12 protein-coding genes, 1 pseudogene and 1 riboswitch are annotated in these 15,001 nt (G+C 35.3%); of the genes and pseudogenes, 1 reads left to right on the top strand and 12 read right to left on the bottom strand.

What is annotated here, in order from left to right:
* Nucleotides 1–67 precede the first annotated feature (67 nt).
* Nucleotides 68–712, top strand: a complete 645-nt coding sequence (gene ytaF, locus CS063_RS03100; RefSeq protein ID WP_099448230.1) for a sporulation membrane protein YtaF — start codon at nucleotides 68–70, stop codon at nucleotides 710–712.
* A 201-nt stretch (nucleotides 713–913) separates the two neighbouring features.
* Here the strand turns inward: ytaF and mgtE are convergent.
* The 12 genes and pseudogenes from mgtE to CS063_RS03045 all read right to left on the bottom strand — a co-directional run bounded on the left by mgtE (nucleotide 914) and on the right by CS063_RS03045 (nucleotide 14,983).
* Nucleotides 914–2,244: pseudogene (gene mgtE / locus CS063_RS03095) on the bottom strand (magnesium transporter).
* Between the two features lie 296 nt (nucleotides 2,245–2,540).
* Nucleotides 2,541–2,713: riboswitch (M-box (ykoK) riboswitch) on the bottom strand.
* Nucleotides 2,714–2,827: 114 nt separating this feature from the next.
* A complete protein-coding gene (locus tag CS063_RS03090) occupies nucleotides 2,828–3,367 on the bottom strand; it encodes a ClbS/DfsB family four-helix bundle protein (protein ID WP_099448229.1) in 540 nt (179 codons plus the stop codon).
* 70 nt (nucleotides 3,368–3,437) lie between these two features.
* The gene (locus CS063_RS18260; protein ID WP_456300487.1) at nucleotides 3,438–3,548 is read right to left on the bottom strand and encodes a WCX domain-containing protein; all 111 of its coding nucleotides are present in this window, start codon (nucleotides 3,546–3,548) and stop codon (nucleotides 3,438–3,440) included.
* A gap of 192 nt (nucleotides 3,549–3,740) precedes the next feature.
* Nucleotides 3,741–5,381, bottom strand: coding sequence for a SpoIID/LytB domain-containing protein (locus tag CS063_RS03085; protein WP_143452433.1), 1,641 nt, complete (start codon nucleotides 5,379–5,381; stop codon nucleotides 3,741–3,743).
* A gap of 89 nt (nucleotides 5,382–5,470) precedes the next feature.
* A complete protein-coding gene (locus CS063_RS03080; protein WP_099448228.1) occupies nucleotides 5,471–6,445 on the bottom strand; it encodes a hypothetical protein in 975 nt (324 codons plus the stop codon).
* Nucleotides 6,446–6,590: 145 nt separating this feature from the next.
* Nucleotides 6,591–6,857 carry an HPr family phosphocarrier protein gene (locus CS063_RS03075; protein ID WP_099448227.1) on the bottom strand — a complete coding sequence of 89 codons (267 nt, stop codon included), beginning with the start codon at nucleotides 6,855–6,857 and terminating at the stop codon, nucleotides 6,591–6,593.
* Nucleotides 6,838–7,815, bottom strand: coding sequence for a DNA-binding protein WhiA (whiA, locus tag CS063_RS03070; RefSeq protein ID WP_099448226.1), 978 nt, complete (start codon nucleotides 7,813–7,815; stop codon nucleotides 6,838–6,840). The genes CS063_RS03075 and whiA overlap by 20 nt, the downstream gene beginning before the upstream one ends.
* 24 nt (nucleotides 7,816–7,839) lie before the next feature.
* Entirely contained in the window at nucleotides 7,840–8,817 is a 978-nt protein-coding gene (locus tag CS063_RS03065) for a gluconeogenesis factor YvcK family protein (RefSeq protein WP_099448225.1), read from the bottom strand.
* A 1-nt stretch (nucleotide 8,818) separates the two neighbouring features.
* Nucleotides 8,819–9,691: an RNase adapter RapZ gene (gene rapZ / locus CS063_RS03060; protein ID WP_099448224.1), complete on the bottom strand. Its 873-nt coding sequence runs from the start codon at nucleotides 9,689–9,691 to the stop codon at nucleotides 8,819–8,821.
* A 19-nt stretch (nucleotides 9,692–9,710) separates the two neighbouring features.
* Entirely contained in the window at nucleotides 9,711–10,589 is an 879-nt protein-coding gene (gene murB / locus CS063_RS03055; RefSeq protein WP_099448541.1) for a UDP-N-acetylmuramate dehydrogenase, read from the bottom strand.
* Between the two features lie 151 nt (nucleotides 10,590–10,740).
* On the bottom strand, nucleotides 10,741–13,833 hold the full coding sequence (locus CS063_RS03050) for an SbcC/MukB-like Walker B domain-containing protein (RefSeq protein WP_099448223.1): 3,093 nt from the start codon (nucleotides 13,831–13,833) through the stop codon (nucleotides 10,741–10,743).
* Nucleotides 13,823–14,983: an exonuclease SbcCD subunit D gene (locus tag CS063_RS03045; protein ID WP_180270655.1), complete on the bottom strand. Its 1,161-nt coding sequence runs from the start codon at nucleotides 14,981–14,983 to the stop codon at nucleotides 13,823–13,825. Before CS063_RS03045 ends, CS063_RS03050 begins: the two co-directional genes overlap by 11 nt.
* Between the last annotated feature and the right edge of the window lie 18 nt (nucleotides 14,984–15,001).

Genomic DNA, 15,001 nt, shown 5'->3' with positions numbered 1-15,001 from the left:
TTTGTCACAACATTCTCTTTCTTACAATAAACTATAAGTGAAAAATAATCATAGGAGTATCCTTCGTATGCACGCTCTTAACATGAACATTTTACTTGAAGCACTTTTGCTAGTCATTGCTCTTTCTATTGATGCCTTCGTTGCTAGCTTTGCTTATGGTACAAATAAGATTAAAATTCCTTGGAAATCTGCTGCACTTATTACCTTGATCTGTTCCTTCCTCTTGGGAATGGCCCTTTTTTTAGGTAATAGTGTCAGTTCATTCATTCCACCTTGGATTACAAAAGGTCTTTGCTTTAGCGCCCTCTTTCTTTTAGGTCTACTGAAGCTATTTGATAGTACAATCAAGTCTTGGCTTAAAAAGAGTACCTATTCAACTCAAGCTATTTCCTTTAAGTTTTTAGACTTTCAATTCTTCTTAAAGGTATGCATTGATAGCACAGAAGCTGATAAAGACCACTCGCATATCTTAAGCCCTTCTGAAGCTTGCTCCTTAGCCATTGCCCTTTCCCTAGATGGTTTAGCTGCTGGTTTTAGTACTGGACTTTTAGCTACTCATTCTCTAGATATTTTGCTCCTCTCCCTCATTGTTAATGGTATAGCCATTCTATTGGGCTGCTTCCTTGGTAATCGCTTTGCCCAAAAAACGAACTATGATATTTCTTGGCTAAGTGGTGTTCTTCTTATTGTGTTAGCTTTTCTCAAGCTTTAATATACTAAAAGTGAGTCTTGCATACTTTTAAAAGGTATGCTCACTCACTTCTTAGTACTTTTTTCTTTATATTAATATTAGAAAATAGACATTTTCCTTATTTTATTAACATTTCTCAACCATATTTAATTAAAATAACTTTGTCTCTTCTATGTTTGAATCTTCTGATACTAATCTTTCTATAAACACTCTTTTGTATCCTTATAGCTTAAAGAAAAGTGTAGCAATATTAAAATACACTAAAATAGAGCATGTATCCACAATGGTTGTAATCAATGGTGCTGCCATAATGGCTGGATCTAGTTTACATTTTTTAGCGATAAGTGGTAAGATACATCCTATCACTTTGCCATAACGATCGTACATACTAAGGAACATCCTACTACGATAGCCAAGGTTAAATCTTGATACATTAAAAATATCCTAAGACTATTTACTATAGCTAATACGATACTTACTATTAATGAAATACGGAATTCTTTAAAAACAACCTTAAAGAAATCCTTAAATCTTATTTCCTCTAAAACTAATCCACGAATAATTAATGTGGAGCTTTGTGACCCACAATTACCTCCAGTATCCATAAGCATAGGAATAAAAGCAACTAATAGTGGAATAGTAGAAAAGGCTCCTTCATACTGGGTAATAATATTACCCGTAATAGTGGCAGATAACATGAGTACTAATAACCATACAATACGGTTCTTTGCATGTTTAAATATGGACATCTTAAAATAGCTTTCTTCACTAGGACTCATTGCTGCCATTTTAGTCATATCTTCTGTTGTTTCTTTTTCTATCACATCCATGGCATCATCAACAGTCACAATTCCTACTAGACATTGCTCTGTATCTACTACAGGAAGAGCCAAAAAATCATATTTTACAAATAATTTCGCTACATTTTCCCGATCTTCGTGTGTATATGTCCAAATGACATGAGTTTCCATAATGTCCTCAACGCGTTCTTCATCCTTTGACATGAGTAAATCTTTTACCGATACTAATCCAATAAGCTTGCGATTTTCTGTTACATAACACGTATAAATTGTTTCTTTATTTATTGCTTCTGTACGAATACGTTCAATGGCTTCTGAAACACTCATATCCTTTTTCAAATGAATATACTCAATGGTCATCAAGCTTCCTGCACTGTCTTTGGGATAGTTTAAGATGCTATTAATACTATTTCTGGTTTCTTCATCTGTATTTTTCAAAATGCGTTTTACCACATTTGCTGGCATTTCTTCAATAATGTCTACTGTATCATCTAAAAACATTTCATCCATTACTTCTTTAAGCTCTTCATCTGTAAGCCCTTCAATAAGCAGTTTTTTCATTAAGCCACTCATATAAGAAAAAGTAACTGCCGCTGTTTCTTTATTGAGTAACCTAAAAACAATTAATAATTGTCTTTCCTCTAATTCTTCTAAAAGTGCTGCTAAATCTACAGGATTTATCTGATGGAGTTGATTTTTTAAAATAGAAAAGTTCCTTTGCTTGATTAATTGTAAAATAATTTCTTTATTCATCTCTCTGTCCCCCTCTTGAATAGTTTAACTTTTTATTTATTCTGTAAGAGCAAGACATATTCCTTCATAAAAATAGTAGTTTCTATAATAGTAGCTGAAGAACGGATGATTCCTTGGCCCTATAGAAGCTGTTCTTTTTTCTATTCCGATTTATGTCCTGCCTACTATTCCATTCATCTTCCATTCTCCTCACCTCACCTTTATTATTTTAAATTTTGGCAAATAAAAAACACGCCAAAGTATGAACACTGGCGTGACTCTCTATCCCTCATCACTTTATAATAAACCTATAGTCTATTATATTACCGTTCAAACTTTAGCTTCACAGGGCGCAATGACTGAGTCATCTTGAAATTGCATTAGATTATGCCTTGAATTCGACATAGCCTGCTAACCAACTTATAGTGTCTCCACTATTTCGCGGCAGCAATCCTTATCCCTGTGGTAACCTTATCTACCGGACTATTCCATTCTCCTTTAATCTACCTTTAAAAGCTTTCTTTGTCAATGTCATTTTATGTAAATCTCTTTTTGCTTTTCAAAATCATTGGTAAAGCATTCTGCTAATTGCTTCAGTAGTTATTTATCCTTTACATTTTTTGATATGTGCTTTTAATTTCTTTATAGCCCAGTCATAATGGCTTGCTGTGCTACTGACAAAATATGAACCTAATGTGCTTCCACCAACCCATTTGTATACATCTTTTGAGAATAATTCTTCATCGGAAAATTCCTCAGCTAAACACATTACTTTTTCATATGATTTTGTAAGCATTTTTTTAGCTTCTTCTAATGAAGTGTTTTGATGTTGTTTCCAAAATTCTACATTCATATCACCATATGTTTTCCAGTTATATGGTTCGGGTAGAAAAGGCTTGTTTTCTCCTGCTTTATTTGAATTAATCCAGTTAATCAGAAGTTGATGCCATTCATAGAGATGGATTAAAATATCCCTAAGATTTTTGTCCCTGTTCCAATGTGCTTCTTTCTTTTTGATGTCCGATGAAAAATCAAGGGGTGTTGATAACTCCTTTTCCGTCATTGATGAGATAATGCTGTTCATTTTATCCCAATTAGCTGTTGCTACATCTAATAAATCCGTTTTTGTAGTAGGTCTACCCATACTCATTCTTCCCTTCATGGTTAAAATTTATGCTGCGTTTATTCTAAAAAAGAAATATTGACATCTTATGTCAAGGTTTATTTTTTTCATAAATTCTTTGTTCCTGTTCTGCTGATATTTTTCTCAAATACTTTGGTTCAATGACTTCAACTTGTGTTCCAAAAGAAAGTAAATATCCTATAAGCTATGTATCAATAGGCATTTTAGCAGAAGCAATTATATCTCACAGTTCTTCTTTCGATTATCAAACACGAAAGCTGCCTTTTATCTCAAGGAGTGGCTTTCGCTGTAAATTAACTTGCTTATCCGATTTTTCATAGTAATTATGACTTTGTAATTTTTTTATACTTCTACCATTGAAGGGTTTCTCTCCCTAATGCCCTACCCTAACACCTGTATAATAATATTCAATAATTTCTCGATAATTATATCCTGCCTTTGCCATACCTTTAGCACCACTTTGAGACATACCTACGCCATGCCCAAAACCTTGACCGTAAATTATCAAATCACCCATTTGCACCTCTGTAGCAGGGAGGTTATGTTTTATACTACCTCCTAAGGTAGCAGAAGTATTCGAACCTTTATCGTTTGTACCTCCTACTAGCGTTATCCCCTCTTTAGAGAGTAATACGAGCTGCTCTGGTGCTTCTACCATATCCCTAGCACTCATAAGCATTAAATCAGATAAGCTTCCCTGTCCAAGGCTACTTGCCCCCATAATGACCAGATCTGTCTTTTCTTCCTCTGAAGCAGGTGGAGCTGTCTGTCCTCCTATAATTGTGAAAGTTTGAAAGCTAAATAGACGGCTTTTCAAAGAACCTTCCTTAGTACTACTAAAAAAGCTGCGTATATTCTCATTTTTATAGCTTTTACTTCCATTTGTTCCAATAACTCTCATTTCTAATACACGCCCTGCGGGTGTACGTGATACAATCTCTATACCTAGTGCCTGTCCGATGTTCACCCCTTGTGCATTTAGACAAGCTTGCACTTCACTTAAAGTTATTTTACGTGTCCATGCTGTTTGAGCTGGCTCTGTTTCCAAAAAATCGCTTACAGCTATGAGATAAGGAACTACATTCCCCCATGTGTACTGGGCATCTTCTGTTACACCTCCACTTGTAGAGAAATAAACAGTTTCTGCAACCTGCCCATTATAAAGTGCCAATTCTCCTTTGGTTTCATCTACAGCTTGAGTCGTTATGACATTTTCAGCTCCATAACCCCTATAAACTTGACTGGCAGTAGTATCTACTAAGTTATATCCTTTGCTACTATAACGATTATACTGAAAGTTAGCTATAGAGCGTGCTACTACAGCTTGAGCCTTAAGCGCCTCTATAGGATAAGATGCCCCCATTTCACAGGGTACTACTCCATAAAGGTACTCTTCCATTCCTACTTGGTTATAGGGGGTTAATCCGCTATTTTGTCCATTTACTACACCGATTGCTCCCCTATAAACACGACTAGAACCTACTTGTGTAAGAGCTATCTCATTCCCTTTGCTAGCTCCTTGAAAAACAAGTGGCACTTCATTATTGTAACTAATTAAAATCAGTTTTTGTCCTTCATCGTAAATTTCAATAAGTGTGCTCGGCTTATCTACCTGAAAAAAACCCTCTAATTTCTCTTTGCTAAATACGCCATAGGTATATGTATCAATATAACCCGCCACAGCTCCACTCCCTAAAACTTCTGCTTCTTGCTGTGCTTCCTGAAGCGTTTGATAAATATTACCTGACCAATAATAGTTACCACTTCCTCTCGTTAGTGTCACTTGTTTAGTAGGTAATACCCCTTCTTCTTGAAAGGTCAGGCCCTCCATATAGCCTACTAATAAATTCCGTTGACTCGACAAACTAATGGTTCCTGCATCCTTATAAACAGACTCTAAACCAATTTTAATGGTGTCATAACCTGCTGCCCATACCTTCATACTCCCTAACCATAATATCGCTAAAAAAACAATAGCTCTTCCCATTTGCTTTAGCTTTTGTAACTTATCCACCTTTTTCCTCCTCTATGCTTCTACCTGATAGTCCTAAATTTTTGTCTTATTCTTCTAGTTTCTATTATATAAGCATGTGACTTAAAAAGCTATAATTTATAGTAATCCGTACATATTTTCAAATCACTAAGCCACGCCTCTACTTTATTCTCCTCCATATGACTCAAATACTGATGATTAAAATAGCTTTGAATATCTTTTACTGTACTTTGATTATGCACTACATTTTTTGAAGTAGAAAGACTTTTGTATAAGCTTTCTGTCGCTCCGTTATAAACCACTATCTTTTCATATACATGATAAAAATCTATCCAAGTGCATTTAGAGGGAAAGGCTACATATTCTTCCCATTTTTGTTTGCAGTTTTCCCACCAATAAGGATGGAGATCCACCTTATAGCCACTAAAATAATGATAAGTTAGCTCTAACCAATGGCAATCTCCTTCAAAAACCTTATAAATCCATTCATTTAAAGGGAAAACTTCTAAAGGATGTCGCCTTTCATAAATAAAGAGGCTTTCTACAAAATGACATTTTGAAATACTATAGGGCATATACATAGGATGCCACGTAGAAAGATCTAAAATAATACTTAACCTTTTAACTTTTCCCTTCAAGTATTGGTTTATCCTTTCAAATACCTCATAATAAGTCATATACATAGGAGGGATTTGAGAAAAGTCAAGAAACATACCTGTTGAATTTCCTTGTCCAATTAAGATTAGAATAACTTCCTCACTTAAAAACTTTTCAGCTCCTTTCTTTAAAAAAGCTTCAAATTCTTCTAAGGAAACTGCCTTCATCTTCATCTCATAAGTTGTTATCATCTCCATTCCCTCATAACTATACTCTTGTACCCCTCCATGTATAGGATGTATAAGTGTATCCTTTAAATCTGCAAAACGACGGTAGAGCGCTGCACAACCACTCTCAAAAACATGTGCCTTTGCATAGACTTTCAGCTGATTAAGAGATATATTTGAAAGGCCGCTTAAGCTTTTTTCTAGTGCCCCAGCTAATTCACAATTTCCTGCTCCATAAATCAATAAGCTATAGCTTCCCATCCTTATTCCTCTTTTCCTAACAACTATTTTGTCCTTATAATATATGATAGCTCTTATATTCCTATGAATAAGGCAATTAAAAAAGAAGTAGCTAGATGCCTCTTTAATGTGGCTAGCTACTTCTTTTGTGTACTATTAACGCTTGCTATTCACTTACTTCTTGTTGGGTTAGAAATTGAATAAGTGCTGCTACTGCTTCGTTTTCATCTTCTCCCTCGGCAATAATTTCGATCTTTTCACCTTTTATGGTACCAAGAGACATCATACCCATAATACTTTTTGCATTGACTTGCTTTTCATTTACAACTACTGTAATATGACTTTCATATTTACTTGCAATTTGTACAAATAATGCAGCTGGCCTTGCTTCTAAACCATTTTTAAGCTCTAGTTTAATTGTTTGATTCTTCATTTTTAATTCCTCCTCTTGTATCTCTTAATTGATCTGCTATTTCACTTATTTTTTTTAATCGATGATTGATTCCTGATTTTCCTACTGGGGGACTTAATAGCTCTCCTAATTCCTTTAAAGTAGCACTGGGATACTCCAGTCGATAAATGGCTACTTCTTGTAAGTTTTTCGGCAAATACTTAATGCCTACTTCCCTTTGTATATATTCGATATCTTGCATTTGCCTTACAGCTGCAGATACCGTTTTCTTCAAATTAGCGGTTTCACAATTAACAATGCGGTTTACATTGTTACGTACTTCTTTAACAATCCGCACATTTTCTAATTCCATAAGGGCGACATGAGCTCCTATAATATTAAGTAAATCGACTATTTGTGTCCCTTCCTTTAAATATACCACAAAATTCCCTTTACGTGGTACTATTTTAGGTTCCATTTCTAACTGCTGCATGACTTCTTTTAAATACTCTGCCTGCCGCTTCGTTCTACTTACAAACTCCAAATGATAACCTTTTTCAGGATCACTTACAGAGCCTGCTCCTAAGAAAGCTCCTCTTAAATAAGCTCTTTTACAGCAAATACTCTGTATCGTATTTAAATCAATATAATCTCTTATAACCTCACTATCTTGTTCTTTTTTTAAGATGGTCGTTGCCTGCAAAACTTTTCTAGCTTTCTCTGATTCCTTTATGAACAATAAGTAGGTTTGTTTTTTATGAAGTTTTTTATTCGTTTTTACCATTACCTCAGTATTAATATTAAAAGCTTTTTTCACTATTGTAAAGTATTTTCTTGCAATAGCTGCATTTTCTGTTTGAAATCTAATGTTATATTGCCCATTTTCATCACTTATTTCCCCTGACATTAAGAGCATAGCTGCTAGCTCTGCTAATAGACAATGTCTCGCTCCTAGCGGGACACAAGTAAGTTCCTTTTTTACATTGGAGGAAAAAGACATGTTTCTCACCTCTTTTATGTAATTTTAGTCCTTAATTTCATTAAAAATACATTCAGCTAGTTTTTTAGAATCATGTCTAACTATTCTGCGTTGGGTATAAAACTTAGCTAATGGTGCTTCTATTTTTTTAATACGTCTCCATATTTCATGATCGGCATCGTATGTTAAAACATGCGCTCCATCCATCTCATATTCCTTTAAATACTCTTCTGGAATGCATGCATTATTGACAATGACACTGTCTAGCACATTTTTACCAATATATCTTTCTAGCTTCTCAATATGGTTTTCTACTGTAAAACCTGTTGTTTCACCTGGTTGACTCATAATATTGGCCACATAAATCTTTCGCCCTTTTGCCTCTTGTAAAAGAGTAGGCATCCTATCTACTAAAAGATTGGGAATAATACTCGTATAAAGGCTTCCTGGACCTAATAAAATCATATCTGCTTCTTTAATAGCTAGGACAGCTTCTTTAACAGGTCTAGGATTATTAGGAATCAGGCAGATGTCTTTAATCATTACTTTTTCTCTGCTTCCATAGTCTACAATCTCTGTTTCACCCTCTATCTGTTTACCATTTTCAAAGGTGGCATAAAGCTGAACATCTTCTAAAGTAACAGGAAGTACCTGGCCTGTAATAGCTAGTACATTACTTGTTACATGAACAGCCTTCTCAAAACTGCCTGTAATCTCTGTAAGAGCAGCTAAAAAGAGATTTCCTAGATTTTGACCTTTTAAAGAGCCTTCTTTAAAGCGATATTGTAGAACCTTTTCCATAATAGGTTCTGTATTGGCAAGGGCAACAAGACAATTTCGTATATCACCTGGAGGCATTATCCCCATCTCTTCACGTAGTTTCCCTGAACCACCACCATTATCTGCAACAGTAACAATAGCTGTAATCGCTGACGTATATTTTTTAATTCCCTTTAGCATCGTTGATAAGCCTGTTCCACCACCAATAACAACAACCTTTCGCTCTTTATTTATAGGATCCATTTTATTTTCCTCTTTTACTATCTTTATCGATATCCCGATGCTGGATAATAACGCTATGTCCCTCATCTTGCAGGTATTTATAAAGGGCATTTGCGATGGTTACAGAACGATGTTTACCTCCTGTACAACCAATAGCAATAACTAGTTGATTTTTTCCCTCCTGCATATAGTTTGGCACTAAAAAGCTAATCATATCCTTTAATTTATTTAAAAACAATTGAGTTACTTCAAACTGCAATACATAATCCTTAATAATATCATCATTTCCTGTATAAGGACGCATTTCTGGAATATAGTAAGGGTTCGGTGTAAAGCGTACATCAAAAACTAAATCTGCATCAATGGGCATGCCATATTTAAAACCAAAAGACACAATAGTAATCATTAAACTATGAAAAGCTTTTTGCTCACTATACATCTTATAAAGAACTTCTTTTGTATCCTTAGGAAGCATGTAGGATGTATCAATAATATGATGGGCTTTTGATTTGATTTCTTTAAGAATCTCTCTCTCCTTTTGGATGCCTTCTTCAATGCGTTCATTACGTGCAAGAGGATGAAGTCTCCTTGTTTCTTTATAGCGTTTAACAAGTTCGGTATCACCACAATCTAAAAAAACAATTTCATAGGTGTGTCCCTCTGCTTTTAACTCATGTAGGCTACTAAATAAATCCTCAAAAAGTATACCTCCACGAATGTCAATTCCCAATACGACTTTATTTAAACTCTCTTGTTGCTGAGTAATAAGTGTAGCAAAGTTACCAATAAGAGTAGGTGGAAGATTGTCTACACAATAGTAACCCATATCTTCAAAAAATTTGATGGCGCTACTTTTACCTGCTCCTGACATACCTGTTACAATTATAAAATTCATAGCTGCCTCCTATCATATCTTATCTTTTGTTTGTCAGAATTCTTACCTCTGGTTCTAATTGAACACCAAACTTCTCCCCAACAATCCTTTGAACCGCCTTAATCAACATACACACATCCTTATAGGTAGCTGTGCCGTCATTTACAATAAACCCACAGTGTTTCTCAGAAACAAGCGCACCACCTATTTGATAACCTCTTAGCCCTGCATCCATAATGAGCTTCCCTGCAAAATGACCTTCTGGTCTTTTAAAGGTGCTCCCTGCACTGGGTTTATCTAGTGGCTGCTTCTCTCTTCTTCTCCCACTTAAATCTTTCATGCACTCCTGTATCTTCTTTTTTTCACCAGGGTTTAACTCTAAGGTTGCTTCTAGTACAATGTAACCTTCCCTTTGTACTTTACTGGTACGATACCCTAGCTCTAATTCTTCTTTAGATAAAGAAAAAATCTCTCCTTTTTGATCCATCACTAGGCTACTTACTAAAACATCCTTCATTTCTCCACCGTAAGCTCCTGCATTCATAGCTACAGCCCCTCCCAAGGTACCTGGAATACCGTGGGCAAACTCTAGGCCTGTTAAACTATGCTCTAAAGCAACTGTAGCTATTTTAGATAAAAGGGCACCACTAGAGGCTATTAAATAATTTCCTTCTACCTCTATCTTAGCAAAATTCCTATAAAGCTGAATAACTATGCCTTCAAGGCCTTCATCATCTACTAAGAGATTACTTCCATTACCAATAATATAAAAAGGTACCTGCTGTCTTTGACAAGCCCTAATGACTTTACCTAAAACTTCAATTGAAGGTGGTAAAATAAGAGCATCTGCTGGACCTCCTATTTTAAAGGATGTATAGTCTTTTAAAGGTTCATTTAAACGTATATTTTCTTTAGGCATAATGCCTTGTAATTCTTCTATGATTGGATGGATATTCACTCTCTCACTCCTTTAGAGAATACCAAGTTGCATTCTAGTAATATATTATTATAATATACCGTATTTCCCCCTATAATGATAGTCTTTTACCTATTTAAGAAGATATTTTTAACTAAAGACAAAATTGAGCTCTACTACCTGTTGTCCCACTCGTAATTTCAAGGCGTATAGGGATTTGCTCCTTAAGCTCCTTCACATGAGAAATAATGCCAATTAAACGTCCGGTATCTTGAATACTTAAAAGGGTTTTTATAGCTTGGTCGAGAGCTTCTTCATCTAAGCTACCAAATCCTTCATCTATAAACATGGCTTCTAGAGGTGTAGCACCTGCTAACCGTTCAATAACTTCTGCAAGGCCTAATGCTAAAGCTAAGGCAGCCATAAAGCTTTCTCCTCCTGAAAGTGTTGTAACTGGTCTAGTTTGTTGACTGTAGTAATCTATAATCCCAATATCAAGTCCTGCCTGGGCATTAGCACGTTGTAAATCATCTGTACGGTAAAGTTCATAACGATTCTGTGTCATGGGTTTTAGCTTTTTATTAGCACTTTTTAAAACTTCTTCAAAAATACTACTTTGAATATAGCGTTCAAAGGATAAACCTTTTTTATTTTTTCCTTTAGCAATGAGACTAATCCGATCAATAATCTCTTTCTTTTTAATAAGCGTATTATTCGTTTCGTAAAGCTTCAATACTTCTTCTTTAATCTTTAAATGTGTTATGCAGTAATGGGTATGCATTTGCGCCTCTGCCGCAAGCTCACTATTTCTTTTGATCAGCGCTTGCTGCTGCAGCTCAGCAGCTTCTAAATCTTCTTTTTTAAAATTCTTTACCTTCGTCTCTAGTTCTTTCATTTGAGCTTCTATAAGTGTTTTTCGTTCTTTATAGGCTTCTAAAGCTATTTTTAATTCTTCTTTTTCAGGAATAAGTGCCTTACATCTTTTATACTCTTCTTGAGAAAATAAGCCATTTACCTCTAATGCCTGCTTAAAGCTCTCTTCCTTCTCAGAAAGCTGGATTTTTAAGCCTTCCATACGTTTTATTTTTTCTAATTGAACAGCCTTATTTTGTCCTTGCTCTCTTAAGAGGGTCTCAAGTGAAGCCATCACTTCTTTATGCTGTGTTTCTAACTGGATAACTTGCTTTTTAATCTGCTCTAGCTTTACATCTAGATTCCCCCCTTGTGTAAGAGCCTCTGGAATCTCTGCCTTAATTGCTTCTATATGTGTCTTTACTTGTGTGAGTTGCAAACGTTTTTCTTCTAGTCGTTGATTTCGCTTTTCTTTTTGATATTCTTGATCTTTTTGTCTCTCTCTTTTGACTTGGTGTGTTTGTTCTAAAGCATCTAGCTCTGCCATCTGTTTCTTTAAATCTTCAATGGTCTTATCTAGTTTCTCTTTATGAATCCATTCAAAGGCTTCTTGACCTTTAATCTCCTTCTCATATTCCTCAATCACTTCCTTGAGTCCCTTGCCCTGCTCAACAACTGCAGCTAAAGCCTCTCGCTCCTTATTCATTTCACTCTCTAGCTTCTTATTATTCTTTTCTTCTACTTCTAGTGTCTCTTTTGTAATACGGCTTGCAACAAGGCTGGCTTTATGAGGGTGATTATAAGAACCGCATACAGGGCAAGGCGTATTATCTCGTAAATTCTGGGCTAACTCTCCGGCTTGATTAAGCATGAATTTTTCAAATAGATGATTATAATAAGCAAGCCTCTCATTAAAATATACCATCTTTTCTTCTATGGCTTTCTTTCGTTCTTGATAAGTCTTTAGAAGCTGATTACGCTCTTGCTTTTTTTTAGCAATCAGTACTTTGCGCTCTAATACACGCTCTATTTCTTTTTGCTCTAAAAGACTTTCACTTAACTTCCTTTGAAGTTCCCCTTTTGACTTTAAACGCACTTCTTCTTCTTCCCATTCTTTTTTTAATTGCTCTAAATGAGCTAAAAGTGCTTTTAAGTCCATTTCGTCTTTATCTACTTCTTGTTCTAATTTTTTCTCCTTTTCCTTGTATAAGAAAAGTTGTTCTACCTTGGGTAGGTAGCTTTCTAAAATACCTTCTTCTTTTTTTAGCTTTTCTATTTGCTTAGGAAACTCCTTTACTCGTTCCTCCTCTTTTTTTAGTATTTCCTGCTTTATTTCCATTTGTTTTTGTACAAGTAGTGTTTGCTCTATGCTTTCAAGTTGATTTTTAATTTCTTCTCTTAATTCTTCTACACGTTCTCCCAGAGGTAAGAGGAGGATGGCTTTTTCTGCCTTTTCTATTTTTATGCGACTTTCTTCATAATAAGGTAACTGCTCATTAAGATTATCCCATTCTTTTCTTATGGTGGCGTATTCTATACTCTGATTATATTTTTGTGTTAACTCACTAAGTTTCTGCTGATAAGCTTTAAGCCGTATACTTAATGCCTCTGTTTCTTCCTCTAGGACTTTTAAACGTTCCTGTTTGATTTTGCACTGTCTTTCTAAAAGTTCTGCAACTTGTGGTGCATTATTTAAGAATTTAGTAGCTATATACGCCTTTAGCTCTTCCTCTTCTAAAGGTTCAATATTATTCATCCAATTCTCATAGATAAGTTGTTTTTCCTTTACTTGTTCTTTAAAGGCACTCTGCATACGTTCTAGCCTTTTTTCAACCTTTTGATAAATACCTGTTTCAAAAATATCTTGTAAGATAGCTTGTCGCTCCTTACTACTTACCGTAAGTAACTCTCTAAATTTATTCTGGGCAATCATAATAACTTGCCTAAACTGCTCTACATTAAAATGAAGAAGTGTTTGAATGTGTTCACTCACTTCATTGTATTTACTAGAAAGAAGGATCCATTCACCTTCTTCTAATTTGTAAAGCTCTACTTCACTATTTACTTTCACTTTACCGGAACCTCTTTTCGAATCACGATCATATTGAGGCCTACGAATCATTTTATACTCTCGTCCTCTTAAACTAAAAATAAATTCAATCTCCGTAATAACCTCAGGCTCAGCAAACTTACTTCGCATACTTTCTCCACTTCGCTCACCTCCATTGGTTTCTCCGTAAAGTCCATAGCACATGGCATCTAATAAAGTAGTCTTTCCCCCTCCTGTAGGACCATGAATAAGAAACATATTTGCTTCTTGAAGAAGACCAAAATCAATGATTTGTTCCCCACCATAAGGACCAAAGGCTGTCATTTTTAAATATTTAGGTCTCATCCCGCTCCTCCTCTATTTCTGTAATCACTTCCTGAATATAATTGAGTTCCTCTTCCTCAAATGCTAAGTCACTGGTATAATTTAAAAACTCCATAAAAACTTCTGTTATGCTTTTTTGCTTCTGACTTAAAAAATCACTACTTGTCTCTTCTGTCTCTATACCTTCTTTTACTCTCTCCTCTACATATTCTGTACCTAATATGTTGGGATACACATTCCTTAATCTTGCTACACTGTCCTCAATATCTGTTCCTACAATGCGTGCATATACATAATCCTCACAGCAAGCATCTGTTAAAGCTCCCTCAATAAGCTTTTCTAAAGATCCTTTTAAGATGCGCACTTCACGTAATGGTTTATACTCCCTTTCTTGTATCCCTAAAAGTCCCTCTTTTCCTATCTCTACCATTACAAAGCCTTTCTTTTGATTTGCTTCTGATACAGAATATTTAAGGAGTGAGCCACTGTAACGAATATGTTCACTTCCCATAGCTTGCCTTTTATGTAAGTGTCCAAGTGCTGTATAAGTAAAATCCTGAAAATGGTTTGCGTCTACAAGCTCCGCCCCTCCTACTACACTAAGGCGTCTTTCAGAATCTGATATATCTCCCCCTGTTACAAAAGCATGTGTAACTAATACTGTAGGTACCCTTCTCTTTTCTTCTAACATCTTTTTTATTAAATAACCCATAGCTTCGTCATGGCGTTTAATGCTTTCGTCCCCTGCTAACTGCCTCACCTCTGCAGGCTCACTATAAGGAAGCATATACACATCCATTTCTACTTCTCCCTTTTGTAGAGTTACCTTCTCATAGCCTTTTTTACATTTACCTGTAATATAGAGATGTTGATTTTTAAAAATCTCACTCCCAAAATTTAAGCGTTCATGACTGTCATGATTTCCTGCTATAATCAGTGTATCTATTTTATATTCTAAAATTACTTTCCCTAAAAAAGTATTAAAAAGCTCTACAGCTGCTTCATTAGGAATAGCCTTATCATATACATCCCCTGCAATAATTAAAGCATCCACTTGTTCTTCCTTTATACAACTTAGTAGCTGCTCAAGCATATAACGCTGATCCTCTATTAAGGAATAGCCATGTAGTGTCCTTCCTAAATGCCAATCAGATGTATGTACTATTTTCACTTTTTCCACCTCTTTTAC

The sequence above is a fragment of the Sporanaerobium hydrogeniformans genome (genome assembly GCF_002735925.1).
Taxonomy (GTDB): Bacteria; Bacillota; Clostridia; order Lachnospirales; family Cellulosilyticaceae; genus Sporanaerobium; species Sporanaerobium hydrogeniformans.
This window is presented reverse-complemented; position numbering and strand designations above follow the sequence as displayed.